This window comes from Reyranella sp. (genome assembly GCF_965279465.1).
Classification (GTDB): Bacteria; Pseudomonadota; Alphaproteobacteria; order Reyranellales; family Reyranellaceae; genus Reyranella.
In genome coordinates this window covers 7,902,414-7,923,405 of sequence record NZ_OZ257242.1, presented here as the reverse complement: position 1 = coordinate 7,923,405, position 20,992 = coordinate 7,902,414, and the positions used below count along the sequence as shown (strand labels likewise).

Here is a 20,992-nt window from a genome sequence, read left to right as displayed (position 1 = left end):
CAGCGGAACCCCGAGGACCCGCTCTGCCGTCGCAACGGCGCGCTCCTGTTCGGCAATCATGGGCAGGAGGTTATCCTATCGGGCGAAGGTTCCATCAAGGCGTCGTGACTGCATGTGCACCGCGTTCGATCGCCCGGCTGATGCATTTGCGTGCTCGCGATATCCGCGAGCCTAAACGGAGGCGCCCGCTGACCGACGCCCAGGCCGCCGATCTCAAAGCCGGCAAATGGTACTTCAACATCCACACCGAGAAGAACAAGGGCGGCGAGATTCGCGGGCAGGTGATGAAGAAGTAGTTCCTTTACCCGGCCTCGAAGCGAAGGCCGTGCCGCGAAGGCACGGCCTTTCTCGTTTCAGCCTGCGCGCACCGGCACATAGGGCTGCATCTTGTCGAAGGCCTTGAAGAAGTGGCGCGCCTGGTCGACCAGTTCTCTATCGGTCGGATGATCCATCGTCTCTACGGCGGCGAGCTTCGCCTTCAGGTCCTGCGCGTGCCCGCCGACGTGCCGCAGGAAGTCGTGCTTTGCGACGCCCGGGCCAACCAGCAGCCATTCGGTCACACCGGCCAGCGCTTCGACGGTCTCGTCGAAAAAGGCCCGATCGCTATGGGCGTGGCCTCCACCGATGGCGCCTGCCTTGTGATGGACCTTGCGATACGGATTGCGCGCCTTGAGGCGCTGCTTTTGCACATCCTCGACGCCGAAACGGAACACGTGCGCTTCCCTGAAATCCATCCAGACGACGGCATGGCTGTGCGGCATCGAACTCTCCGGTTGTCTCGATCCCGACAGGGTCGAGCGGACGAGTTCCACCGGCCTTGATCCAGATCAAGGCCGACGAACCACCCAAGGTTACCGGGTGCGTCGGTAGAGATAGCAGTTGTCGGCGTGCGGCATCTTGATGCCCTGGTAGAACGTCACCGCGGTCGGCGCCGAGAGCAGCAGCGTCGTCGTCAGCTCGGCGCCGGCTGCCTTGCGCGTTTCCTCGATCAGCCGCTTGCCGATGCCCTGGCCTTGGCAGGCCTTGTCGACCGCGAGGTCCGACAGATAGCAGCAGAAGCAGAAGTCCGTGAGCGAGCGGGCGAAGCCGACCAGCTTGCCATCCTGCCGCGCGGTCACGAACAGGTTGCTGTGCTTGAGGAAGCGCTCGACCCTCGGGCGGTCCTCGACCGGGCGGTTGAGGCCCGACTTCCTCACCACGTCGATGTATTCGTCGGCCGCGAGATAGTCCTCGGTGGCGTAAACGGTCGTCGTCATTGCGTCAGCCATCTCCTCAGCGCGGCCGAGACCTCGGCCGGCTTCTCCAGCGGCGCCATATGGCCGCAGTCCTCGAGGGTCACCAGCCGCGCATTGGCGATGTCGGTGGCCATCTCCCGCGCGCGCGCCAGGGGCGTGGCCATGTCCTGGCGGCCCACGATCACGACGGTCGGTAAGTCGATGTCGACCAGCATCGGCCGGCTGTCGGGGCGGGCGATCATCGCGGTTTGCTCACGGCAGAAGCCGTCGGAGCCGACCTCGGCCGCCATCTCGACGATCGGCTGCACCACCGCCTGGTCGTTCAGGCGGCTGCGATGAACGATGGTCGGGAGCAGCGAGGGCTGCACGCCATGGAAGCGCCCGAGCTTGGTCTGCTCGATGAAGCCGCGCCGGCGTGCGCTGGCCTCGGGCGTGTCGGGCACGGCCTGCGTGTCCATCAGCGCCAGCCGCTCGACCCGTTCGGGTGCGCGGCGCAGGATCTCGAAGCAGACATAGCCGCCCATCGAGAAGCCGCCGAGCGCGAAGCGTTCCGGCGCCGCGTCGAGGGTCGCCTGTGCCATCGCGCCGATCGAATCGTAGTGCCAGAGTTCGGGCACGATCGCGTCTGCGATGTCGGAAAGTTCGGCGATCTGGCTCTCGTACACGCGGCGCGTGTTGAGCAGGCCCGGCAGCAGGACGAGCGGTTGGCGCGCCATTACACCTGGATCTGGTTGCCGAGCTCGATGGCGCGGTTGGGCGGGATGCGGAAGAAGGCCTTGGTTGCCGAGGCGCTATGGCTCAGCGATATGAAGAAGTCGCGGCGCCACCGGCCGAGCCGCGAGCGGCTGGCGGGCACGAGCGTCTCGCGGCCCAGGAAGAAGCTGGTCTCCATTTCATCATAGGCGATGCCATGCGGACGGCAGGCGCGCAAGGCCGCCGGCACGTCGGGTTGCTCCATGAAACCGTAGCGGGCGATCACTGAATAGAAGCCCTTGCCCAGGCGCTCGACCTCGACTCGCCGTGCCTCTGGCACCCGCGGCACATCCATCGTGTCGACCTGCATTATGATGATGCGCTCGTGCAGGATCTTGTTGTGTTTGAGGTTGTGCAGGAAAGCGGGCGGGGTCGAGGAGGCGTCGACCGTCAGGAACACCGCCGTGCCGGCGACGCGATCGGGCGCGCGCTCCATGCGGTCGAGGAACTGGGTCAATGGTAGCGCGCTCTCGGCCAACTCGGCGCCGACGATCTCGCGGCCGCGGCGCCAGGTCGTGATGGTGAAGAACACCAGCCCGGCCACCAGCAAGGGCAGCCAGCCGCCGTCCGGGATCTTGAGCGCGTTGGCGATGAAGAAGGCGATGTCGGGGATCGCCAGCAGCCCGAAGACCAGGGCGGCCACCGGCCACTTCCATTTCCAGACCAGGATCGCCACCGCCAGGGCGAGAGCGGCATCGACCAGCATCGCGCCGGTCACGGCAAGGCCGTAGGCGCCCGCCAGCTTGTCCGAGGAACCGAAGCCGACCACCAGGGCAATGATGCCCGCCATGAGGATCCAGTTCACCCGGGGGACGTAAATCTGGCCAATCTCGGTTTCCGACGTGTGCTGGATCTCCATGCGCGGCAGATAGCCGAGCTGGATCGCCTGCCGGGTGAGCGAGAATACCCCGGAGATCACGGCCTGCGAGGCGATCACGGCGGCCATGGTCGAGAGGACCACGAGGGCGAGCACCATGTCCTTCGGCACCATCTCGAAGAACACCTGCCGCACGACCTTCGGGTCTTCGATGATCAGGGCGCCCTGGCCGAAATAGTTGAGCATAAGGCCGGGCAGCACGATGAACAGCCAGGCGATCCGGATCGGCTTGCGGCCGAAATGCCCCATGTCGGCATAGAGCGCCTCGGCCCCGGTGACGGCGAGAACGATCGAGCCGAACGCGAGGAAGATCGGCCAGCCGCGATCGGCAATGAGGTCGATGCCGTAGATGGGATTGAGCGCCATCAGCACGCCGGGGTGCTTGGCCACCTGCCAGGCACCCAGGACACCCAGCACCAGGAACCAGACCAGCATGACGGGGCCGAACAGCCGGCCGACGTCGGCGGTGCCGCGCGACTGGAGCATGAACAGGCCGACCAGGACGGCCAGGGACATCGGCACGACGTAGTGGCTCATGCCCGGTGCAACGGAATGCAGGCCTTCGATCGCGCTCATCACGGTCATGGCCGGCGTGATGATCGCGTCGCCGTAGAACAGTGCCAGGCCGATCACCGCGAACACCGTGATGGACCGCCTTATTTTTCGGCTGCGACCGTTCAGGCCCTGTGTCGCGAGCGTGGCAAGGGCCAGCACGCCGCCTTCGCCCTTGTTGTCGGCCCGCATGATCAGCGTGACGTACTTGATCGTCACGGTGAGGGTGACGGCCCAGAACAGGATCGACAGCACACCCAGCACGTGGCGGGGCGTGGGCGTCATTCCCGAGCCGTGGGTGAATGATTCACGAAGTGTGTAAAGAGGGCTGGTGCCGATATCGCCGAACACGACGCCGAGCGCACCAACGACCAGCGCAGCCGCAGCGGCTTTGGCGGGCTCGTGGCCCGTCGCGCCGTTGGCTGGAGGCAGGGTGACGGCAGACAAGGGCGACGTGCGGTCGTCAGGGGCCATAGGTGAAACGCCGCCCTAAGGGGGGGCGGCGGGGCGAGGGTTTGCGCCTGCCCTTCCGCGCTGTCAACGCGTCAAACGGGGGGTCGTTGCGATGAAAGCGCTTGACTCGCAGGCAACCTGCAGGCCGGCTATGGGTCCATGACGGCACATGAAGATGTCGGCGACCCAAGGCTCTATCGGGAGGATACGTGGCGGCCGCACTTCGCGCGGCTGCGGGCCGAGGACCCCGTCCACTATCATCCCGAGAGCCCGTACGGGCCCTATTGGTCGGTCACGCGCTATGCCGACATCCTGAAGGTCGAGCTCGACCACGCGACCTATTCCTCGGCTTCGCAGCTCGGTGGCATCCAGATCGCCGACCAGCCGACCGGCGAGGAACTTCCGAACTTCATCCGCATGGATCCGCCGCGCCACACCGCGCAGCGCAAGACGGTGGCGCCGATCGTGGCGCCCACCAACCTTGCCAATCTGCAGGCGACCATCGAGCAGCGGACGTCGGCGCTGCTCGACGGCCTGCCGCGCAACGAGATCTTCGATTGGGTCGACAAGGTCTCGACCGAGCTCACCGCCATGATGCTGGCGACGCTGTTCGACTTTCCGTTCGCCGAGCGCCGCAAGCTCACCTGGTGGTCCGACGTGGCAATCTGCAATATCGCCGCCGAGGACGCCGTGGTGAAGACCGACGCCGAGCGCATGACGGAGCTCCGCAGCATGGCGGCGACCATGGCCGAGCTGTGGAAGGAACGCGCGGCGCAGCCGCCCAAGTTCGACTTGATCTCGATGATGGCGCATTCCGACGCGACCCGGGACATGCCGCTCAACGAGTTCATCGGCAACTTCGCATTGCTGATCGTCGGCGGCAACGACACCACGCGCAACTCGATGAGCGGCGGGTTGATGGCGTTCGCCGACCATCCTGGCGAGCGCGCGAAGCTCGAGGCCAACGCGGCGCTGATGTCGTCGGCGGTGTCCGAGATGATCCGCTACCAGACGCCGGTCATCCACATGCGCCGCACCGCGACGCGCGATACCGAGCTCGGCGGCAAGACCATCCGGCAGGGCGACAAGGTGGTGATGTGGTACGTCTCGGGCAATCGCGACGAGACGGCGATCGACGATCCCGAGCTCTTCCGCATCGACCGGCCCAAGGCGCGCCAGCATCTCGCCTTCGGCGCCGGCATCCATCGCTGCGTCGGCGACCGGCTGGCCGAGCTGCAGGTCCACATCCTGTGGCGCGAGATGCTGAAGCGCCGGATGCGGCCCGAGATCGTCGGCGAACCGGTGCGGCTCTACTCGAATTTCATCCGCGGCATCCGGGCCCTGCCGGTGATGATCCGCGAATAGCCGTATTCGAAAACTCGTTCCCAAGGTGCCGAAATGTCCGATCTGCCGACGTCGATCGAGATCCACGAGGAAGGCCCGCGCGAGGGGTTTCAGATCGAGCCTGGCCCGATCCCCACGGCCGACAAGATCCGCCTGATCGAGGCCCTGGCGGAGACCGGCCTGCGCCATATCCAGGTCTGCTCGTTCGTCAGCGCTCGCGTTGTGCCCAGCTGGGCCGACGCTGAAGACGTGGTGGCCCAGTTCCGGCAGCGGCCGGGCATCACTTATTCTGCCCTGTGGTTCAACGACAAGGGGCTCGAACGGGCGTTGGCGTTCCGCGACAAGCTCACGCTGTCGGGCGCGATCTCGCTCACGGCGTCGGAAGCCTTCACGCGCAAGAACCTGCACCGCAGCCATGCCGAGAATCTCGAAGCGATGCGCAAGCAGACCCGCCTGCACGTCGAGAAGGGCGTGCCGGTCAAGGCGATCGGCGTGATGGCCGCCTTCGGCTGCAACTTCCAGGGCGATATCGCCCCCGCCCAGGTCGTGCGGACAATCGCTGAGGGACTGGAGATCGCCGCCGAGTGCGGCGTGGAGATCGGTCGCCTGTCGCTGGCCGACAGCATGGGCTGGGCGACGCCGCCGAGGATCGAGCGGGTGGTCGGCGAGGTGCGCAGCGCCTGGCCGGACAAGCAGATCAGCCTGCACCTGCACGACACGCGCGGCATGGCCGTGGCCAACGCCATGGCCGGGCTTCGCCTGGGCGTGCGCCGTTTCGACTCCACGGTCGGCGGCCTGGGCGGATGCCCGTTCGCCGGCCAGAAGGGGGCGGCGGGCAACATCTGCACCGAGGAGCTGGTGATGCTGTGCGAGGAAATGGGCGTGCAGACCGGCGTCGACCTCGAGCGGCTGCTCGAGGTCGGGCGCATGGCGGAGGAGATCGTCGGTCACCCGCTGCCCAGCGAGCTTCTCCATGGCGGCGCGCTCGATGCCTTCCGACGGGCGGCGGCCTGACTTATCCGTGTAGACGCAACTCGTTGTTGACGGTCCGGTCGCCGGCCATCCACCGCTTCAGCGAGTCGTGGGCAGTTGCGCGCTGCCAGGCGTCGATCTCCGCGACATTGGCCGGATCGGCGGTGAACTCCACGATCAATCCGTCGGGATCGGACGCGTAGATCGACTTGCAATAGCCGTGGTCGCGCTCGCGCACGGGAATGCTCTCGGCTGTGAGGCGCCGCTTGATCTCATCGAAGGTCGCCTCGCTCACCGCCAGGGCCAGATGCACGTAGAACGGCTGCTGCTGGGCCTTGAACCTGGCGGCGACGTCGGCGTCGGCGAACTGGAAGAAGGCCAGGGCTCCCCCGTCGCCAATCGCGAAGAAGGTGTGGGCGAACGAAATCTCCCGTCCGGGAAAGTCGGGCGATTGGCCCTGCTCGATCCACGTCGCCACGAGCGGCAATCCGACGATGTCCTCGTAGAAGTGCCGGGTGCGTTCCTGGTCGGCGCAGACATAGGCATTGTGGTGAAGCCGCGTCGGCAACTCGCTCAGGATGCGGCTGTTGGCTGGCGTATGAGGCTGGCTGGTCATTGCCGTCTTTCCTCCTCAGCGACAATAATTGTAACACCGATTCCGGCCAAACGGACTCATTGGAGTGTGTCACTCTCATGCTCTTCCGGACCGCGAGCCTCTGACTCGCTCATGAGCTTGAGCGAGCCAGAGGCTCGCGGTCCGGAAGAGCATGACGACGCTAGCCTTTGCGTACCGTCGCCACGCCGGCGGCGAAGGCCTGCTGCAGCAGCCAGACGTCGCCGGCGATCGCCACGAAATCATAGCCGAGCTTTACGAAGTCTGCGCACTGCCGCGCATCGACGCCGAGGCGGCCGGCAGACTTGCCGTGCTTGCGGGCCGCGGCGATCGAGTCGCTTTCGTGCTTCAGGAAATCCGGGTGGTCGAAGGCGCCGGGCTTGTTCATCGCCACAGAGAGGTCGTTGTGGCCGAGCCACAGCATGTCGACGCCGGGAAGAGCAGCGATCTCGCCGGCGGCGTCGGCGCCGCGCGGATCCTCGACCTGCAGGATCACCACCGTGCGCGCATTCTGTTCGGCGAAGCGATCGAGCAACGGATCGCTCCTCATCGCGAAGCGCTCGTGCGCGAGGCCCAGCGCCACGCCGCGCGTGCCGTCGGGCCAGTATTTTGCGGCGTCGAGCACTGCCTTGGCCTGGACCACCGAGGACACGATCGGCACCATGATGCCATCGGCGCCGGCGTCGAGCGCGCGCGAGATGTGATGGCGCTGCTGGCTCGGCACGCGCACGATCAGCGGCAGATCGGCCGCCTGGCAGTAGCGCACCACCTGGCGCACGGTGTCGAAGCCGAAGCCGGTGTGCTCCATGTCGAGCACGGCGTAGTCGGCGCCGGCGGCCTTCAGGATCTGGCCGATGCCCGGCGTCGCGAACTCGAACAGGAACGTGCCGATCTTCGGGCCCGGCGTGCCGATGAGAGACCGTAATGTGTTTGTTGTCATTGCGTGGTTTCCCCCGTTGTGGCGCCAATGCTAGCGTCCCCCGTCCGAGACTGACACCCACGAAAGGGAGACTGCGATGAAGCTCTATTACATGCCCGGCGCCTGCTCGATCGGCATTCACGTCCTGCTCGAGGAGATCGGCAAGCCCTACGACCTGCAGAAGATCGACGGCGCCAAGCAGGAGCAGTACGGCCCCGACTTCGTGAAGCTCAATCCGAAGTCCAAGGTGCCGACGCTGCAGAAGGACGACGGATCGGTGCTGACCGAGTTCCCCGCCATCGCCACCTGGCTCGCTCGGAAGAACCCCGACAAGGGCCTGCTGCCGGCCGATCCTGACAGCGAAGCCAAGGCGCTCGAGGCGATGGACTACGTCGTCTCGACCATGCACATGCAGGGCTTCAGCCGCATGTTCCGCCCGGGCAACTATGCCCCGAGCGAAGCCGACCACGACGCGGTCAAGGCACGCGGCAAGGAGATCATGGAGAAGGGCCTCGTCATCATGGACAAGGCGCTCGAGGGCAAGGAATACGTCGCCGGCCAATACTCGGTCGCCGACGCCGCGCTGTTCTACGTCACCTTCTGGGCCGCCGGCCGCATGAAGATGCCGTTGCCCAAGAACGTCGCCGCCCACTACGAGCGGATGAAGAACCGCCCGGCGGTGAAGCGCACCGTCGAGCAGGAAGGCCTCTCGGCCGCGGTCTGATTCCTCTTCCTGGTTTCTCTCAGCGGCTCGCCGCGAGAAGCGACATTGATCGCCGCGGACGGACACTCGCTAATCGGGTGTCATGTCCGCGGCGTTTCTTTATGGCCTGGTGATCCTGTCGGCGATCGCGCATTCCGTCTGGAATGCGATGGTGAAGTCGGCCGCCGATCGCACCATGACGATGGTGGCGATCCGTGTCGTCGGCCTCTTGCTCGGCCTGGCCGCTCTGCCCTTCGTCGACTGGCCGACAGCATCCGGCTGGAAGTGGCTGGCGCTGACCGCCCTCGTGCAGTTCGGCTACTACGCGCTGCTGATCCGCTCCTACGGCATCGGCGACATGAGCGTCGTCTATCCGCTGGCGAGAGGCGTGGCGCCGGTGCTGACCACGCTGGCGGCGTTCCTGGTCATCGGCGAGACATTGGGCGCCGGCCAGATCATGGCGGTGGCGCTGATCTCGTTCGGCATCATGATGCTGTCGCTCGGCGCCGGCGCGAGCCGGTCCGCGGTGGGCTTCGCGCTGGCTACAGGCGCCACCGTCGCGGCCTACAGTTTCCTTGCCGGCATGGGCGTGCGCAGCGGCGGGACCGTGCTGGGTTTCCAGGCATGGCTCGAGATCGTCAACGGCATCGTCATGGTGGGCTTTGCGCTGCTGACGCGGCGCGCGGCGTTCGTCGACTATGCTCGCCGCCACGCCGCGACCGGTGTGCTGGCGGGCATCCTCTCGGTGATCGGCTTCCTGGCCTATCTCGCGGCTGCCAGGAGCCTGCCATTGGGGCCGATCACGGCGCTGCGCGAGACCAGCGTGATCTTCGGCGCGGTCATCGGCACGCTGGTGTTGAAGGAAGGCTTCGGCCTGCGCCGGATCACGGCTGCGTCGATGGTCGTCGCCGGCATCGGGCTTCTCGCCGTCTTGAGGTAAGCTCCGACCATGCCACTGCCTGTTGCTCTCAAGAACCGCCTGAAGCTGCCGCTGATCGCGGCGCCGATGTTTTTGGTCTCCGGCCCGGCACTGGTCAAAGCCGCGTGCCGTGCCGGCGTGATCGGCTCCTTCCCGACCGCCAACTGCCGCAGCGTCGAGGAACTCGATGCGTGGCTGGCCGACATCAAGGCCGCGACCGGAGGCGCGGCGCCTTTCTGCCCGAACCTGATCGTGCATCGCTCCAACCCGCGCGTGGCGGACGATCTCGCCGCCGTGCTGCGTGCGAAGGCGGAGATCGTGATCACTTCGGTAGGCTCGCCCGAGCCGGTGATGAAGCCGTTGAAGGACGCGGGCTGCCTGGTGCTGGCCGACGTCGCCTCGGTGCGTCATGCACAGAAGGCGGTTGCGGCGGGCGTCGACGGGCTGGTGCTGCTGACGGCCGGCGCGGGCGGCCAGACCGGCTGGGTCAATCCCTTTGCCTTCGTCCGTGCGGTCCGCCAGTTCTGGGACGGCATCGTGGTGATGGCGGGCGGCATGTCCGACGGCCATGCCATCGCTGCGGCCGAGACGCTGGGTTGCGACCTCGCCTACATGGGCACCAAGTTCATCGCTACGCGCGAGAGCCTGGCGAAGGACGAGTACAAGCAGATGCTGGTGAAGAGCCGGCTCGACGACGTGCTGCTGACCCGCGCCTTCACCGGCCTGGAAACCAACATGCTGCGCCCGTCGATCGCCGCCGCGGGGCTCGATCCCGACAACCTGCCGCAACGTGGCGCGATCGATATCGCCAAGGACATCAACGCCGCGGAACGAGACAGGCCGAACGCCAAGCGCTGGAAGGACATCTGGAGCGCCGGCCACTCGGTCTCGGGCGTCGCCGACATCCCGTCGGTCGCCGAACTGGTCGAGCGGACGGCGACCGAATACCAGGCGGCTAGTGCTTACCGTTCCTGAGTTTCGCGACCTGTCCCACGATCGCCGAGGCACTGGTCACCAGGACGGGCATGCGATGACTGAAGTCGGTCGGCGTCTTCATGACGTCGGCGACGGCGTTCAGCCGGCTGGTCGCGCTACGCAGGGCCGTCAAGGTGCCGCGAAGCGCGGCCCCGTCATGGCTGGCGCAAGGCGTGGCCCCTTCCAGCCGGTCCTTGATTTCCTCGAGCGTGTCGAGTGAAGCGCTTTCCCAGTCCAGCTCGGCTGCCCGCAGCAGGACCCGATTGATGCAGGCGAGAGCCGCCATGCGCTCGCCTTCGATTTTGCCATGACTTAGGTCGAGTAAGAGACTTCGAGATGAATGCATGTCGCCCCCCGGCTTGTTGCGGGAGGACACTCGCATGCATCGCGTTATTCGAGCGTTAGTCGGCCGTGAGGCGGTCGGCGACAGAAGAACGGGTGATGCGTTTGACGTTCGCAAGGTTGATGTACTTCGTCCAGAGTTCTCGCTCGCGCTTCAAGAAGGCCTCGGCCCTGGCGATCTCCCAGTCGCGCGGCGGCGTGGTGATGCCGATCTCAAGCGGGCGCTTGTGCACCTCGGGCTTGTGCAGCGCCTCCATCCCCCAGCCGGGGAGCTTGCGCTGGATCTCGACCGGCACTTGCCTGCGCACCGTGAAGGACAGAAGGGTGATCGCCTCTGTTTCGGGATATTGCGGCGCGCGTCGGGAGGACGTCATGCCGAGGGCGCGGACTTGGCCCGCGCGCACGTAGGTCCCGCCGATGACGATATCGCAGGGCGCTCAGAAAGGGGGAGGGCGATTCTCCGGTTCATGCCGCCAGCGAAAACCGCCCGCCTGCGCCCGCCCGTCAATGCAGGTGATAAAGTCCTGATGCGAAACCGAATTCTGCCGGCTTGATGAGCTGGGTGCTCGCCACGCGGACACGGTGCAGCTTGCCGTCGAGGTTGGTCTCCCAGAATTCGAGGAACTTGGTCAGGTTGGGGAAGCGGGGGGCCTTGTCCAGGTTCTGCCAGACATAGCTTTGCAGAACGTGCTTATGGTCGGGCATCCAGTACAGAATTTCAGCGGTGGTGATGCGGTAATCGTTGAGCTGAGCCACGAAGCTGCGGTCCATCAAGTCGCTCCTTGACACGTTACACGTAACGAAATAGTCACGCGCCTTTAACGAAAAGTCAGCAAAAATCGTTCCATATCAATGGATTAGCAGCCATCTCGCATGATTGCTGCTAATGCGAAGGGGTTCTTCGCACCTGCACAGCCAGATGAGGGAACCTTTCAGCGTTTGCCTTGACTCGACCTGCGCACAATCCTAAATCCCCTGCGCCTTTGGCACTCATCGCAGGAGAGTGCTGACAGGCATAGGCACACCGAGGGATTTAGGAGGCTACAGCATGAAGTTCCGTCCGCTTCACGACCGAGTCGTGGTCAAGCGCGTCGAGGAAGAAGGCAAGACCAAGGGCGGCATCATCATTCCGGACACCGCCAAGGAAAAGCCGATGGAAGGCGAAGTCGTGGCCGTTGGCCCGGGCGCCCGTGACGAGAAGGGCGCGCTCGTGCCGCTCGACGTCAAGGCTGGCGACCGCATCCTGTTCGGCAAGTGGTCGGGCACCGAGGTCAAGCTCGACGGCATCGAGTACCTGATCATGAAGGAAAGCGACATCATGGGGATCGTCGAAGGTTCCCCCGCCATGAAGAAGGCGGCCTGAGCACTTCCTGAAGTGCGCGAGCGCTTCCGATCCGACCAATCCAGACATATCCAAAGAGGAATTTGAACAATGGCAGCCAAGGAAGTCCGTTTTAGCGGCGATGCCCGCCAGCGCATGCTGCGCGGCGTCGACATTCTCGCCGACGCGGTGAAGGTCACGCTCGGCCCGAAGGGTCGTAACGTCGTTCTCGACAAGAGCTTCGGCGCTCCGCGCATCACCAAGGACGGCGTCACCGTCGCCAAGGAGATCGAGCTCGCCGACAAGTTCGAGAACATGGGCGCCCAAATGGTGCGCGAAGTGGCCTCGAAGACCAACGACATCGCCGGCGACGGCACGACGACGGCGACCGTTCTCGCCCAGGCGATCGTGCGCGAGGGCGTGAAGTCGGTCGCGGCCGGCATGAACCCGATGGACCTCAAGCGCGGCATCGACCTGGCGGTCGAGGCGGCGGTGAACGACATCAAGGCGCGCGCCAAGAAGATCACCGGCACCGACGAAGTGGCCCAGGTCGGCACCATCTCGGCCAACGGCGACAAGTCGATTGGCAAGATGATCGCCGAAGCGATGAAGCGTGTCGGCAACGAGGGCGTGATCACGGTGGAAGAGGCCAAGAGCCTCGACACCGAGCTCGACGTCGTCGAGGGCATGCAGTTCGACCGCGGCTATCTCTCGCCGTACTTCATCACCAACGCCGACAAGATGATCGCCGAGCTCGACTCGCCGTACATCCTGCTGTTCGAGAAGAAGCTCTCGGGCCTGCAGGCGATGCTGCCGGTGCTCGAGGCGGTCGTGCAGTCGGGCAAGCCGCTGCTGATCGTGGCCGAGGACGTCGAGGGCGAGGCGCTGGCCACCCTGGTCGTCAACAAGCTGCGCGGCGGTCTCAAGATCGCTGCCGTCAAGGCGCCGGGCTTCGGTGATCGCCGCAAGGCGATGCTCGAGGACATGGCGATCCTGACCGGCGGTCAGCTGATCTCCGAGGACCTCGGCATCAAGCTCGAGAACGTCACGCTCGACATGCTCGGCAAGGCCAAGAAGGTCATCGTCGAGAAGGAAAACACCACGATCGTCGACGGCTCGGGCAAGAAGGCGGATCTCGAAGGCCGCATCAGCCAGATCCGCGCCCAGATCGAGGAGACCACCTCGGACTACGACCGTGAGAAGCTCCAGGAGCGCCTGGCCAAGCTCGCGGGCGGTGTCGCCATCATCAAGGTGGGCGGCGCGACCGAAGTCGAGGTCAAGGAGAAGAAGGACCGCGTTGACGACGCCATGCACGCCACCAAGGCGGCGGTCGAAGAGGGTGTCGTCGCCGGCGGCGGCGCTGCTCTCCTCTACGCGATCCGTGCCCTCGACAAGCTGCGGACGGCCAATGACGACCAGAAGGTCGGCGTCGAGATCGTGCGCCGCGCACTGCAGTCGCCGGTCCGCCAGATCGCCGAGAACGCCGGCTTCGACGGCGCGGTGGTCGCGGGCAAGATGCTCGACCAGAAGGATCCCAACTTCGGCTTCGACGCCCAGAAGGGTGACTATGTCGACATGATCAAGTCCGGCATCATCGATCCGGTCAAGGTCGTGCGCACCGCGCTGCAGGACGCCGCCTCGGTGGCCGGCCTGCTCGTGACGACCGAAGCCATGGTCGCCGAGAAGCCCGAGAAGAAGGCCCCGATGGGCATGCCGCCGGGCGGCGACGGCGGAATGGGCGGCATGGACTTCTAAGTCCAGCCGACCTCGAGACAAGCGGAAAGGCCGGGGAGCGATCCCCGGCCTTTTCTTTTGGCGCCGGCACCGTCACCGTGGCCTTCCCTCTCCGCCCTTCGGGCACCTCCCTCGTCAGACGGGGGAGGCTGGGAAGGGGAAAGTCGGGGACGAGATGTGAGCCACCCCCTCTCCATCAAGGGCGTGCTGATCCACGACGGCTGCGTCCTGCTGCTGCTCAACGAACGCGGCGAATGGGACCTGCCGGGCGGGCGGCCCGATCCGGGCGAAGACCATCGCGCGGCGCTGGCGCGCGAAGTGCGCGAGGAGGCAGGGCTAGCCGTCGACGTCGGCGGACTGCTCGACGAACATCTTTTCGAGGTGCTGCCGCAGCGCTTCGTGCGGATCGTTGCCTATGGCTGCACCCTGACAGGCGCGGCCGATATCACGCTGAGCGATGAGCACCTGCGGATGCACTGGGCGCCTTTGACGGAGCTTGCCGGGGTGGTCGCCGGCCACCGGCTGCCATCCGGCTATTTGCGCGCCATCAAGTCAGCCTTTGGCTAGTTCTTTCGCGGCGCCACTGGCGTGGCGCCCCTTGGCGAAAGAGCTACTCGGACTCAGCTGCTTCCGACTCAGCGAACCTCCGATCGATCAGCACAAAGCGCCGGTCGCGCTCGCGCCAGGCATGCATGTCGCCGGTGGCAATATCGAACCACCAGCCGATCAGCTTTAGCAATCCCTTGGCGACCTGATCGCGCACGATGGGGTAGGTGGCCAGGTGATCGAGTTGCGACAGCACGTTGAGCTGCGACAGCTGATCATGGGACGGCCGCGAGGCGTCGAGCGGACCTTCCTGCGCGAGCCGGAATGCGGCGGTGTCGGCGTGATACAGCCATCGCCTGAGGTTGGGGGAGCCCGCCACCGTGCTCGGCTCGAGCACGGCCCTCATCGCTCCACAGCCCGAATGCCCGCAGACGACGATGCTTCCGACATTCAGGACGGAGACCGCATATTCGATCGCGCTCGCCTCCGACAGGTCACCTGTCGACACCCCGTCGGTCGTCGCCGGCGGGATCAGGTTGCCGACATTGCGCATCGTGAACAGATCGCCGGGATCGGTCGACAGCAGGAGGTTGGGGACCACGCGGCTGTCGGCGCAAGTGATGAACAGGGTGTCGGGAGATTGCCCGGACGCCAGCTTGCGAAAGCGGTCGGCGAGCATGGGAAGGTGCAGCTCCCGAAAGTCGACGATCCCCTGGATCAGCTCACGCATGGTGGCTTCATGCGGTCGCCCGCGGGCCGATCGTCCAGGAGATCGACCAGCCGCGCTCACCGAGCAATCGTTCGGTGCGAACCGTCAGGAACCGGTCGTGCGCCGCGGCGGCGCCGATCCACAGCTCGTTCCAGGCGTCGAACGCCTTCAGCGGATCGGCGAGCGTGAGTTCGCGCACGGCGCGCCAACCCGTGGCGGTCACCACGACGGTGCCGTCGCGTTCGGCCGCTTCGATCTCCTCGCCCTCGGCTCGCAGGATGTTGGCGAGCCAGCGCGCGAAGTCGCGGGCGCTTTGCAGATCGCCGCGCTCGACGTCGGTCGGCAGGTCCATCTCGCGCGCGGTCTCTTCGTGGAACTGCAGGCCGACGAGGCGCGCGACCCGGCCGAGCTCCGTCTGCGCGTCGTCGGCTCCCAGCAGCTCCTGCAGGGTCGGCAGCATGGTGCGCAGATACTCGACGGCATAGGCCCGGAACGTCTTGAGCCGCCGCTCCTCCGGCCAGTTCGCCGTCTCGAGCCTGGGCTGGGCGGCCCAGTCGAGCTTCGGCATCTCTTCCGTGCCATAGACGAAGCGCACGCGCTCGTGCTCTTCGATCGGGCGGCCGTAGTCGAAATAATAACCCTCGAGGCCGGGCATGCCGTCGACTGTCATGCCGGTGCAGACGAAGCCCAGGCCAGGATTGCCGAGCGACACGCCGTTATGGCCGTGCCAGCCGTGCAGCATGGCGGCAGAGACCGCGTGCGGGACGGCCGCGATCGCCGTGCCCCGCCAGATCCAGCGCGGCGGTGGATAGCGCACCCACGCCTTCCTGTCGCTTTCGCGCAGATAGCCGGTCTTCACACCGCCCAGCGCATTCGAATGATAGTGATAGAGTGCGCAGGCCGGTGCGTCGGGCTGGTCCGCGAGGCCGAGCTTCTGCAGGCCGGGCAGGAACTTCTCGAGGTGCTGGCGGCGGAAATGGCGGAAGACGTACTCGCGCGCGGTGTCCTCGCCGCGCCGGGTCACGAGGCCCAGCACCAGCGAGGTCATCAGCGCGTTGTAGAGCGTTCCGACCGCCTTGTAGGCGGCGAGCTCGGCCCCGGAGCTAGCCACTATGGCCGTCGACCAGGATGGCCTTCGACTTGCCGGCCTTCAGCCGCATCTCGAGGATCGGCTTGTAGTGCTCGCCGAAATAGAACGCCTCGGCCTTCTCGTAGTCGGGGAATTCCAGCACGACGACGCGTGAGGGCGTCCAGCCGCCTTCGAGCGTCCGGGTCTTGCCGCCGCGCACGATGAACTTGCCGCCGAACCTGGCAATCGCGCCCGGCGTGTGCTTGCGGTACTCGGCCATCAGCGCTTCGTCGGTCGTCTCCACTTCGACGATGATATAGGCAGCCATCTCTCGTTTCCTCTTTCAGCCGGTTTCCATCGGCAGGCTGGGGTCGTTCGACCATTCCTGCATGGAGTTGTCATAGACCGAGACGTTCCTGTGGCCGAGGACCGCCGTCAACACAAACGCATCGAGCGAGGCTGCAATCCCGCCGCCGCAATAGACCAGCACGCGCTTGTCGGGGGTCGTGCCGACGCCCTCGAACGCCCGCCGCAGCTCGGCGATCGGCTTCAGCGTCTTGTCGGCACCGAACAGGCTCGCCGCCGGCACGCAGGACGAGCCGGCGATTCGCCCGGCGCGCCCGTAGGTCACGCCGCCGCTGCCCGTGTGCTGATCGTGGCTGAGCGCATTCAACGTCAGCGTGTCGCTCTTGCCGATTGCCGCCTTGATGTCGTTTTTGTCGACGAAGATCCCGGGGCGTCCGCGCAGGGTGAGAGTGGTCGGCGGATAACTCGTCGCCTCGGTCGAGAGCGGTCGGTTTTCCGCCTTCCACTTGTCGAGGCCGCCGTCGAGGATCGCGGCATCGTCGAAGCCGACCGCGCGCAGCATCCACCAGATGCGCGTCGCCCAGACCGGTGAGGCGTGGCTGTAGAGCACGACGAAGGTGCCGTGGCCGATGCCCTTCGCCGCGAAAGCCCTGGTCAGCTCATCGAGCGGCGGGAGCGTGAAGCGAAGATCGGAACTCCGGTCGGAGAGTTCGGCGCCGAGATCGAGGAAGCCCGCGCCAGGGATGTGACCCTTGTCGTAGTTGGCGCGCCCGCTCTCGGCAGCATAGCCGCCTTCGGACCTGGGGCGCAGGTAGGTGGTGCAGTCGAAGATCCGCAGCGCGTGCGCGCCCATGCGGCGCGCCAGCTCGTCAGTGGAAATCAATGCCGCAGAATGAGTCACGTCGCTCTCCCGGGTTGGGGGAGAGCGAGACTACGTCAGATGGTCTTCTGCGGCAGCGGCGGAATGGCGACCGTCTGCGAGGTCGAAGGAGCCTGCGCCGGCGTGGCGGCCGGCGGCGCGTACTGGGCCGAGGAGTCGGTCTTGGCCGGGTCGACCTTCTTGGGCTTGGTCTTGTGCGGCGTCTTGGCGCTGGCATGCACCCGCTTGAGGCACGACGACTTCGACGTGGAGCTCTTCAGGGTGTTGCAATAGGCGGAGGTGCCGGGCTTGGGCTTGGCCGACGGGGTCGGGGCGGGCGCCGCCGCTTCCTGGGCGAAAGACGGAGCGGCGAACGCGACGGCGGCAAAGGCCGCGACGGAGGCGATCAACAAGCGCATCAATATCTCCTGGGCCGCCGTGCGGAGGGGGCGGTGCGGCCTCGATTTCAGGCGAAAATATTATGTTGTTCCGAAGGTTTATGTCAAATTCTTAATGTCTTGGTGGATGATCGGGCATGCAGGCCATCTTCAACGTCGCTTTGCCCATCTTTGGGGTGATCCTGACCGGTTACCTGGCGGGCAAATGGCGGATTCTGGGCGGTGAGGCGACCGCCGCGCTCAACGCCTTCGTCAGCTATTTCGCCCTGCCGATCCTGTTCTTCGGCACCCTGGCGCGGACGCCCGTCGACACGGTGCTCGATCCTTCGTTGATGGCCGGCTTCGGGCTGGTCGTGGTGGCGACCTTCCTCGTCGGCATGCTGTCGACGCGGCTCGCGGTACGGGGCGGGCTTGCCAAGATGAGCCTGCAGGGCATCGCGGCGTCATGGGGCAATGTCGGCTACATGGGCGTGCCGCTCTGCCTCGCGGCGTTCGGCGAGGCGGGCCTGCCGCCGGCCATGCTGACGGTGATCGTGACCGCAGTGGTCGCGATGGTGTTCGGCGTGATGCTGATCGAGCTCGAGGTCGCGGCCGGGCGCGGGCCGATCCTCACTTTCTTCAACGCGGCGTGGAACGTGGCGCGCAATCCGCTGCCGGTCTCGATCGCGGCCGGCATCGCCTGGTCCGGCCTGGCGCTGCCGTTGCCGACACCGGTCGAGAAGTGGATCGATCTGCTGGGCGGTGCCGCGGCACCGTGCGCCTTGTTTGCCATCGGGCTGTTCCTATCCGACAAGTCGGTGCGCTCGGGCCTCGCCGAAGCGGGCCTCGCCACCGTCATCAAGTTGCTGTTGCAGCCGTTGCTCGCCGCCTGTGTGTTGCCTTTCTTCGTTGATCTGAGATCGGTGCCGGGTCAGGTGGCTTTGCTGATGGCCGCGCTGCCGACGGCGGCCAACGCCTTCGTCCTGGCCCGGCAGTTCGACATCCAGGTCGAGCAGAACACCGCCTCGGTCCTGTTGACGACCGGCTTTTCAGTGGTGACGGTATCTGCTTTGCTGGTTTGGCTTCGCGTCACCTGAAGCAACGGAGGAACCATGCTGCAGGAGTTCAAGAAGTTCGCGATGCGCGGCAGCGTCGTCGATCTCGCGATCGGTGTGATCATCGGTGCCGCTTTCGGCAAGATCGTCGACTCGCTGGTCACCGATATCATCATGCCGGTGATCGGCCGCGTCTTCGGCGGGCTCGATTTCAGCAACTACTTCCTGGGCCTCACCGGCGCGGCCAGCCAGGCACCGACCTACGATGCGGCGAAGAAGGCGGGCGCCACGCTGGGCTACGGCCAGTTCATCACCGTGACGGTGAACTTCATCATCATCGCCTGGGTGATGTTCCTGGTGATCAAGGGCATGAACACCCTGTTCAAGAAGGAAGAGGCAGCGCCGGCGCCGCCCGCGCCGCCGACCAAGGAGCAGGAGCTGCTGACCGAGATCAGGGATCTCCTGAAAGCCCGCGCCTGAAATAGCGGCCCGATCACGCGGCCAGGCGATCGACCAGCATGCCGTCGAGCCGCCGCGCCAGGCCGTCGGAGATCTTCGTCAGCGGCAGGCGACATTCGGGCGAGGCGATCAGGCCCTGTCGCCACAGCAGGTACTTGATCGGCATCGGATTGGCCTCGGCGAACAGCAGCGGCACGAACGAGGCGAGCGGCGCCCAGGCGGCGCGGGCGCCGGCGATGTCGTTGCCGGCGAAGCGGCGGCCGACCTCGAGGAAGCGCTCCGTCATGATGTGGCTCGCCGCCAGGATGCCGCCGTCGGCGCCGTTGGCCATCATGGTGAAGTAGAGCGCGTCCTCGCCGGTCAGGACGGAGAAGCCCTCGGGCTTGCGCGCCAGCAGCTCGAGCGACTGGGCGAGGCTGCCCGAGCTGTCCTTCACGCCGACGATGTTGGACACCTTGGCGAGCTCGAGCAGCGAATCGTTCGAGAGGTTCACCGCGGTCCGGTAGGGGATGTTGTAGATCACCACGTCGCGATCGGTTGCCGACGCGACGGCGCGGAAGTGCGCGATCAGCCCGTCCTGGCTCGGCCGGTTGTAGTAGGGGCAGACCGAGACGATGCCCTCGAACGGCAGCCGTTCCAGCTGCTTCAGCGCCCTGGTCACCTTGTGCGTGGCGTTGCCGCCGACACCGACGAAGACCGGCACGCGGCCAGCCGCGACCGCGAGCGTGCGCTCGACCAGCGCCTCGGTCTCCGCCTCGTCGAGGGCCGGCGATTCGCCGGTCGTGCCGAGCGGAAAGAGCCCGTCGACCCCGGCGGCGATGTAGTGCGCCGCCAACCGTTCGTAGCTCGCGTAGTCGACCGCGCCGTCCTTGAACGGCGTCACCAGGGGGAGCCAGAGGCCCGAGATCCGTGTGCTCATGGTGGCAGGATGGCGCAGGCGATCCTATAAGAATATCTAATTGTTTGAATGACACCATTCGGAATTGCTTATGATTGACCTCCTGCGCACCTTCCTTGCCGTGGTCGACGGCGGCGGCGTCACGCCGGCTGCGGCGGCGCTCAACATGAGCCAGGCGGCGGCCAGCCAGCAGGTCAAGCGGCTGGAGGAGATGCTCGGCTGCCGCCTGTTCGAGCGGGTTGGCCGCCGGCTGGTGCTGGCGCCGGCCGGCGAGCGATTGCTGGCGCAGGCGCAGCGGCTGGTGAGCCAGGCCGACGAGCTGCTGTCGACCATGCGGCGGCCGGCGTTCGAGGGCGAGGTGCGGCTCGGCGTGCCGTACGACATCATCGGCAGCTTCGTGCCGGGCATCCTGCGCCGCTTCGCCAGGGCGCAACCGCGGGTGCGGGTCAGCCTCGTGTGCGAGGATTCCAGGGTCGTGCGCCAGCAGCTCCGCTCGGGCGGTTGTGACCTTGCGCTGACCACCGAGACCGAGTGCGGCCGCCACGGCGAAACGCTGCGCACCGACCGGCTGGTATGGGTCGGCGTGCCGGGCGGCGATGCGCATCTCAAGGACCCGCTGCCGGTCTCGCTCGGCGCGCCGACCTGCGTGTTCCGGCCGGTCGCGATCGAGGCGCTGGGCAAGGCCGGGCGTGACTGGCGTGCGGTCTGCGAGGTGAGCCGCCTCGAGCCGGTGCATGCCGCGATCGAGGCGGGCCTCGCGGTCGCGCCCCTGCTGCGCTCCTCGGTGCCGGAGAGGTTCGAGATCCTGGGCCGCGAGGCGCGGCTGCCGGCACTGCCCGAGTTCCAGATCAACCTCTATGCGCCGCCCGGCCCCAGCCCCGCCGCGCGCGACCTCGCCGAGCATGTTCGCGCGGCGTTCCTCACCGCCGGCCGCGGGGCGGTCGGTTACAACAATTGATACCAAGCGATGCTGGCCGCGGGCCGCGCCGCGTCCCTATCATC

Annotated in this window: 26 protein-coding genes and 1 pseudogene; 12 read left to right on the top strand and 15 right to left on the bottom strand. The window is 66.2% G+C overall.

The window, feature by feature from the left end; translation table 11 throughout:
• Positions 1-188 precede the first annotated feature (188 nt).
• Positions 189-296: pseudogene (locus tag ACQY8M_RS38615) on the top strand (CHRD domain-containing protein); the annotation flags it as partial.
• A 57-nt stretch (positions 297-353) separates the two neighbouring features.
• On the opposite strand, the gene ACQY8M_RS38610 reads toward ACQY8M_RS38615, so the two are convergent.
• From ACQY8M_RS38610 to ACQY8M_RS38595, 4 genes are all read right to left on the bottom strand, one after another.
• Positions 354-761: a translational machinery protein gene (locus ACQY8M_RS38610; protein WP_428667937.1), complete on the bottom strand. Its 408-nt coding sequence runs from the start codon at positions 759-761 to the stop codon at positions 354-356.
• Between the two features lie 90 nt (positions 762-851).
• Entirely contained in the window at positions 852-1,256 is a 405-nt protein-coding gene (locus ACQY8M_RS38605; RefSeq protein WP_428667935.1) for a GNAT family N-acetyltransferase, read from the bottom strand.
• On the bottom strand, positions 1,253-1,951 hold the full coding sequence (locus tag ACQY8M_RS38600) for an alpha/beta fold hydrolase (protein ID WP_428667933.1): 699 nt from the start codon (positions 1,949-1,951) through the stop codon (positions 1,253-1,255). Before ACQY8M_RS38600 ends, ACQY8M_RS38605 begins: the two co-directional genes overlap by 4 nt.
• Positions 1,951-3,891 carry a potassium transporter Kup gene (locus ACQY8M_RS38595; RefSeq protein ID WP_428667931.1) on the bottom strand — a complete coding sequence of 647 codons (1,941 nt, stop codon included), beginning with the start codon at positions 3,889-3,891 and terminating at the stop codon, positions 1,951-1,953. Before ACQY8M_RS38595 ends, ACQY8M_RS38600 begins: the two co-directional genes overlap by 1 nt.
• A gap of 138 nt (positions 3,892-4,029) precedes the next feature.
• Between ACQY8M_RS38595 and ACQY8M_RS38590 the strand changes: the two genes are divergently transcribed.
• Both ACQY8M_RS38590 and ACQY8M_RS38585 read left to right on the top strand, forming a co-directional pair.
• Positions 4,030-5,235 (top strand): cytochrome P450, encoded by a 1,206-nt coding sequence (locus tag ACQY8M_RS38590; protein ID WP_428667929.1) that lies wholly within the window; start codon positions 4,030-4,032, stop codon positions 5,233-5,235.
• Positions 5,236-5,268: 33 nt separating this feature from the next.
• Complete coding sequence (locus ACQY8M_RS38585) at positions 5,269-6,228, top strand: hydroxymethylglutaryl-CoA lyase (RefSeq protein ID WP_428667927.1); 960 nt, start codon at positions 5,269-5,271, stop codon at positions 6,226-6,228.
• A gap of 1 nt (position 6,229) precedes the next feature.
• Here the strand turns inward: ACQY8M_RS38585 and ACQY8M_RS38580 are convergent, their stop codons facing one another.
• Together ACQY8M_RS38580 and ACQY8M_RS38575 are read right to left on the bottom strand one after the other, a co-directional pair.
• A complete protein-coding gene (locus tag ACQY8M_RS38580) occupies positions 6,230-6,802 on the bottom strand; it encodes a VOC family protein (protein ID WP_428667925.1) in 573 nt (190 codons plus the stop codon).
• A 160-nt stretch (positions 6,803-6,962) separates the two neighbouring features.
• Complete coding sequence (locus ACQY8M_RS38575; protein ID WP_428667923.1) at positions 6,963-7,739, bottom strand: HpcH/HpaI aldolase family protein; 777 nt, start codon at positions 7,737-7,739, stop codon at positions 6,963-6,965.
• Between the two features lie 76 nt (positions 7,740-7,815).
• On the opposite strand from ACQY8M_RS38575, the gene ACQY8M_RS38570 reads away from it, so the two are divergent.
• From ACQY8M_RS38570 to ACQY8M_RS38560, 3 genes are all read left to right on the top strand, one after another.
• Entirely contained in the window at positions 7,816-8,442 is a 627-nt protein-coding gene (locus ACQY8M_RS38570) for a glutathione S-transferase family protein (RefSeq protein ID WP_428667921.1), read from the top strand.
• 82 nt (positions 8,443-8,524) lie between these two features.
• Positions 8,525-9,361: an EamA family transporter gene (locus tag ACQY8M_RS38565; RefSeq protein ID WP_428667919.1), complete on the top strand. Its 837-nt coding sequence runs from the start codon at positions 8,525-8,527 to the stop codon at positions 9,359-9,361.
• A 9-nt stretch (positions 9,362-9,370) separates the two neighbouring features.
• On the top strand, positions 9,371-10,315 hold the full coding sequence (locus ACQY8M_RS38560; protein ID WP_428667917.1) for an NAD(P)H-dependent flavin oxidoreductase: 945 nt from the start codon (positions 9,371-9,373) through the stop codon (positions 10,313-10,315).
• Here the strand turns inward: ACQY8M_RS38560 and ACQY8M_RS38555 are convergent.
• The 3 genes from ACQY8M_RS38555 to ACQY8M_RS38545 all read right to left on the bottom strand — a co-directional run bounded on the left by ACQY8M_RS38555 (position 10,296) and on the right by ACQY8M_RS38545 (position 11,428).
• On the bottom strand, positions 10,296-10,601 hold the full coding sequence (locus ACQY8M_RS38555; protein ID WP_428667915.1) for a hypothetical protein: 306 nt from the start codon (positions 10,599-10,601) through the stop codon (positions 10,296-10,298). The two genes, ACQY8M_RS38560 and ACQY8M_RS38555, sit on opposite strands and share 20 nt — an antisense overlap.
• 115 nt (positions 10,602-10,716) lie before the next feature.
• Complete coding sequence (locus ACQY8M_RS38550; RefSeq protein ID WP_428667913.1) at positions 10,717-11,031, bottom strand: hypothetical protein; 315 nt, start codon at positions 11,029-11,031, stop codon at positions 10,717-10,719.
• A gap of 130 nt (positions 11,032-11,161) precedes the next feature.
• Positions 11,162-11,428, bottom strand: coding sequence for an usg protein (locus ACQY8M_RS38545; RefSeq protein WP_428667911.1), 267 nt, complete (start codon positions 11,426-11,428; stop codon positions 11,162-11,164).
• A gap of 277 nt (positions 11,429-11,705) precedes the next feature.
• On the opposite strand from ACQY8M_RS38545, the gene groES reads away from it, so the two are divergent.
• The 3 genes from groES (at position 11,706) to ACQY8M_RS38530 (ending at position 14,279) form a co-directional block, all read left to right on the top strand.
• Positions 11,706-12,020, top strand: a complete 315-nt coding sequence (groES, locus tag ACQY8M_RS38540) for a co-chaperone GroES (RefSeq protein WP_428667909.1) — start codon at positions 11,706-11,708, stop codon at positions 12,018-12,020.
• Between the two features lie 69 nt (positions 12,021-12,089).
• Positions 12,090-13,733 carry a chaperonin GroEL gene (groL, locus tag ACQY8M_RS38535; RefSeq protein ID WP_428667907.1) on the top strand — a complete coding sequence of 548 codons (1,644 nt, stop codon included), beginning with the start codon at positions 12,090-12,092 and terminating at the stop codon, positions 13,731-13,733.
• 156 nt (positions 13,734-13,889) lie between these two features.
• Positions 13,890-14,279, top strand: a complete 390-nt coding sequence (locus tag ACQY8M_RS38530) for an NUDIX hydrolase (protein ID WP_428667905.1) — start codon at positions 13,890-13,892, stop codon at positions 14,277-14,279.
• 43 nt (positions 14,280-14,322) lie between these two features.
• On the opposite strand, the gene ACQY8M_RS38525 is transcribed toward ACQY8M_RS38530, so the two are convergent.
• From ACQY8M_RS38525 to ACQY8M_RS38505, 5 genes are read right to left on the bottom strand one after another with little or no spacing between them, the layout of a single operon-like run.
• The gene (locus ACQY8M_RS38525; protein WP_428667903.1) at positions 14,323-14,988 is read right to left on the bottom strand and encodes a carbonic anhydrase; all 666 of its coding nucleotides are present in this window, start codon (positions 14,986-14,988) and stop codon (positions 14,323-14,325) included.
• Between the two features lie 7 nt (positions 14,989-14,995).
• Entirely contained in the window at positions 14,996-16,078 is a 1,083-nt protein-coding gene (locus ACQY8M_RS38520; RefSeq protein ID WP_428667901.1) for a hypothetical protein, read from the bottom strand.
• Entirely contained in the window at positions 16,071-16,364 is a 294-nt protein-coding gene (locus ACQY8M_RS38515) for a DUF1330 domain-containing protein (protein ID WP_428667899.1), read from the bottom strand. The genes ACQY8M_RS38520 and ACQY8M_RS38515 overlap by 8 nt, the downstream gene beginning before the upstream one ends.
• Positions 16,365-16,379: 15 nt before the next feature.
• Entirely contained in the window at positions 16,380-17,243 is an 864-nt protein-coding gene (locus tag ACQY8M_RS38510; RefSeq protein WP_428667897.1) for a sulfurtransferase, read from the bottom strand.
• Positions 17,244-17,278: 35 nt separating this feature from the next.
• On the bottom strand, positions 17,279-17,620 hold the full coding sequence (locus ACQY8M_RS38505; protein WP_428667895.1) for a hypothetical protein: 342 nt from the start codon (positions 17,618-17,620) through the stop codon (positions 17,279-17,281).
• A 116-nt stretch (positions 17,621-17,736) separates the two neighbouring features.
• Between ACQY8M_RS38505 and ACQY8M_RS38500 the strand changes: the two genes are divergently transcribed.
• Together ACQY8M_RS38500 and mscL are read left to right on the top strand one after the other, a co-directional pair.
• A complete protein-coding gene (locus tag ACQY8M_RS38500) occupies positions 17,737-18,675 on the top strand; it encodes an AEC family transporter (protein WP_428667893.1) in 939 nt (312 codons plus the stop codon).
• 15 nt (positions 18,676-18,690) lie between these two features.
• A complete protein-coding gene (gene mscL, locus ACQY8M_RS38495) occupies positions 18,691-19,113 on the top strand; it encodes a large conductance mechanosensitive channel protein MscL (protein ID WP_428667891.1) in 423 nt (140 codons plus the stop codon).
• Positions 19,114-19,126: 13 nt separating this feature from the next.
• Here the strand turns inward: mscL and dapA are convergent, their stop codons facing one another.
• Positions 19,127-20,011 (bottom strand): 4-hydroxy-tetrahydrodipicolinate synthase, encoded by an 885-nt coding sequence (gene dapA, locus ACQY8M_RS38490; RefSeq protein ID WP_428667889.1) that lies wholly within the window; start codon positions 20,009-20,011, stop codon positions 19,127-19,129.
• A gap of 70 nt (positions 20,012-20,081) precedes the next feature.
• Here dapA and ACQY8M_RS38485 point away from each other — a divergent pair, with 70 nt between their 5' ends.
• Positions 20,082-20,948: a LysR family transcriptional regulator gene (locus ACQY8M_RS38485; RefSeq protein WP_428667887.1), complete on the top strand. Its 867-nt coding sequence runs from the start codon at positions 20,082-20,084 to the stop codon at positions 20,946-20,948.
• Positions 20,949-20,992 lie beyond the last annotated feature (44 nt).

Coding starts and splice junctions, on each gene's coding strand:
- ACQY8M_RS38565 (WP_428667919.1), top strand. CDS start 8,525: ATGTCCGCGGCGTTTCTTTATGGCCTGGTGATCCTGTCGGCGATCGCG.
- ACQY8M_RS38545 (WP_428667911.1), bottom strand. CDS start 11,428: ATGGACCGCAGCTTCGTGGCTCAGCTCAACGATTACCGCATCACCACC.
- groL (WP_428667907.1), top strand. CDS start 12,090: ATGGCAGCCAAGGAAGTCCGTTTTAGCGGCGATGCCCGCCAGCGCATG.
- ACQY8M_RS38570 (WP_428667921.1), top strand. CDS start 7,816: ATGAAGCTCTATTACATGCCCGGCGCCTGCTCGATCGGCATTCACGTC.
- groES (WP_428667909.1), top strand. CDS start 11,706: ATGAAGTTCCGTCCGCTTCACGACCGAGTCGTGGTCAAGCGCGTCGAG.
- dapA (WP_428667889.1), bottom strand. CDS start 20,011: ATGAGCACACGGATCTCGGGCCTCTGGCTCCCCCTGGTGACGCCGTTC.
- ACQY8M_RS38600 (WP_428667933.1), bottom strand. CDS start 1,951: ATGGCGCGCCAACCGCTCGTCCTGCTGCCGGGCCTGCTCAACACGCGC.
- ACQY8M_RS38485 (WP_428667887.1), top strand. CDS start 20,082: ATGATTGACCTCCTGCGCACCTTCCTTGCCGTGGTCGACGGCGGCGGC.
- ACQY8M_RS38555 (WP_428667915.1), bottom strand. CDS start 10,601: ATGGCGGCTCTCGCCTGCATCAATCGGGTCCTGCTGCGGGCAGCCGAG.
- ACQY8M_RS38585 (WP_428667927.1), top strand. CDS start 5,269: ATGTCCGATCTGCCGACGTCGATCGAGATCCACGAGGAAGGCCCGCGC.
- ACQY8M_RS38595 (WP_428667931.1), bottom strand. CDS start 3,891: ATGGCCCCTGACGACCGCACGTCGCCCTTGTCTGCCGTCACCCTGCCT.
- ACQY8M_RS38580 (WP_428667925.1), bottom strand. CDS start 6,802: ATGACCAGCCAGCCTCATACGCCAGCCAACAGCCGCATCCTGAGCGAG.
- ACQY8M_RS38525 (WP_428667903.1), bottom strand. CDS start 14,988: ATGCGTGAGCTGATCCAGGGGATCGTCGACTTTCGGGAGCTGCACCTT.
- ACQY8M_RS38610 (WP_428667937.1), bottom strand. CDS start 761: ATGCCGCACAGCCATGCCGTCGTCTGGATGGATTTCAGGGAAGCGCAC.
- ACQY8M_RS38550 (WP_428667913.1), bottom strand. CDS start 11,031: ATGACGTCCTCCCGACGCGCGCCGCAATATCCCGAAACAGAGGCGATC.
- ACQY8M_RS38575 (WP_428667923.1), bottom strand. CDS start 7,739: ATGACAACAAACACATTACGGTCTCTCATCGGCACGCCGGGCCCGAAG.
- ACQY8M_RS38560 (WP_428667917.1), top strand. CDS start 9,371: ATGCCACTGCCTGTTGCTCTCAAGAACCGCCTGAAGCTGCCGCTGATC.
- ACQY8M_RS38605 (WP_428667935.1), bottom strand. CDS start 1,256: ATGACGACGACCGTTTACGCCACCGAGGACTATCTCGCGGCCGACGAA.
- ACQY8M_RS38515 (WP_428667899.1), bottom strand. CDS start 16,364: ATGGCTGCCTATATCATCGTCGAAGTGGAGACGACCGACGAAGCGCTG.
- ACQY8M_RS38590 (WP_428667929.1), top strand. CDS start 4,030: ATGACGGCACATGAAGATGTCGGCGACCCAAGGCTCTATCGGGAGGAT.
- ACQY8M_RS38505 (WP_428667895.1), bottom strand. CDS start 17,620: ATGCGCTTGTTGATCGCCTCCGTCGCGGCCTTTGCCGCCGTCGCGTTC.
- ACQY8M_RS38500 (WP_428667893.1), top strand. CDS start 17,737: ATGCAGGCCATCTTCAACGTCGCTTTGCCCATCTTTGGGGTGATCCTG.
- mscL (WP_428667891.1), top strand. CDS start 18,691: ATGCTGCAGGAGTTCAAGAAGTTCGCGATGCGCGGCAGCGTCGTCGAT.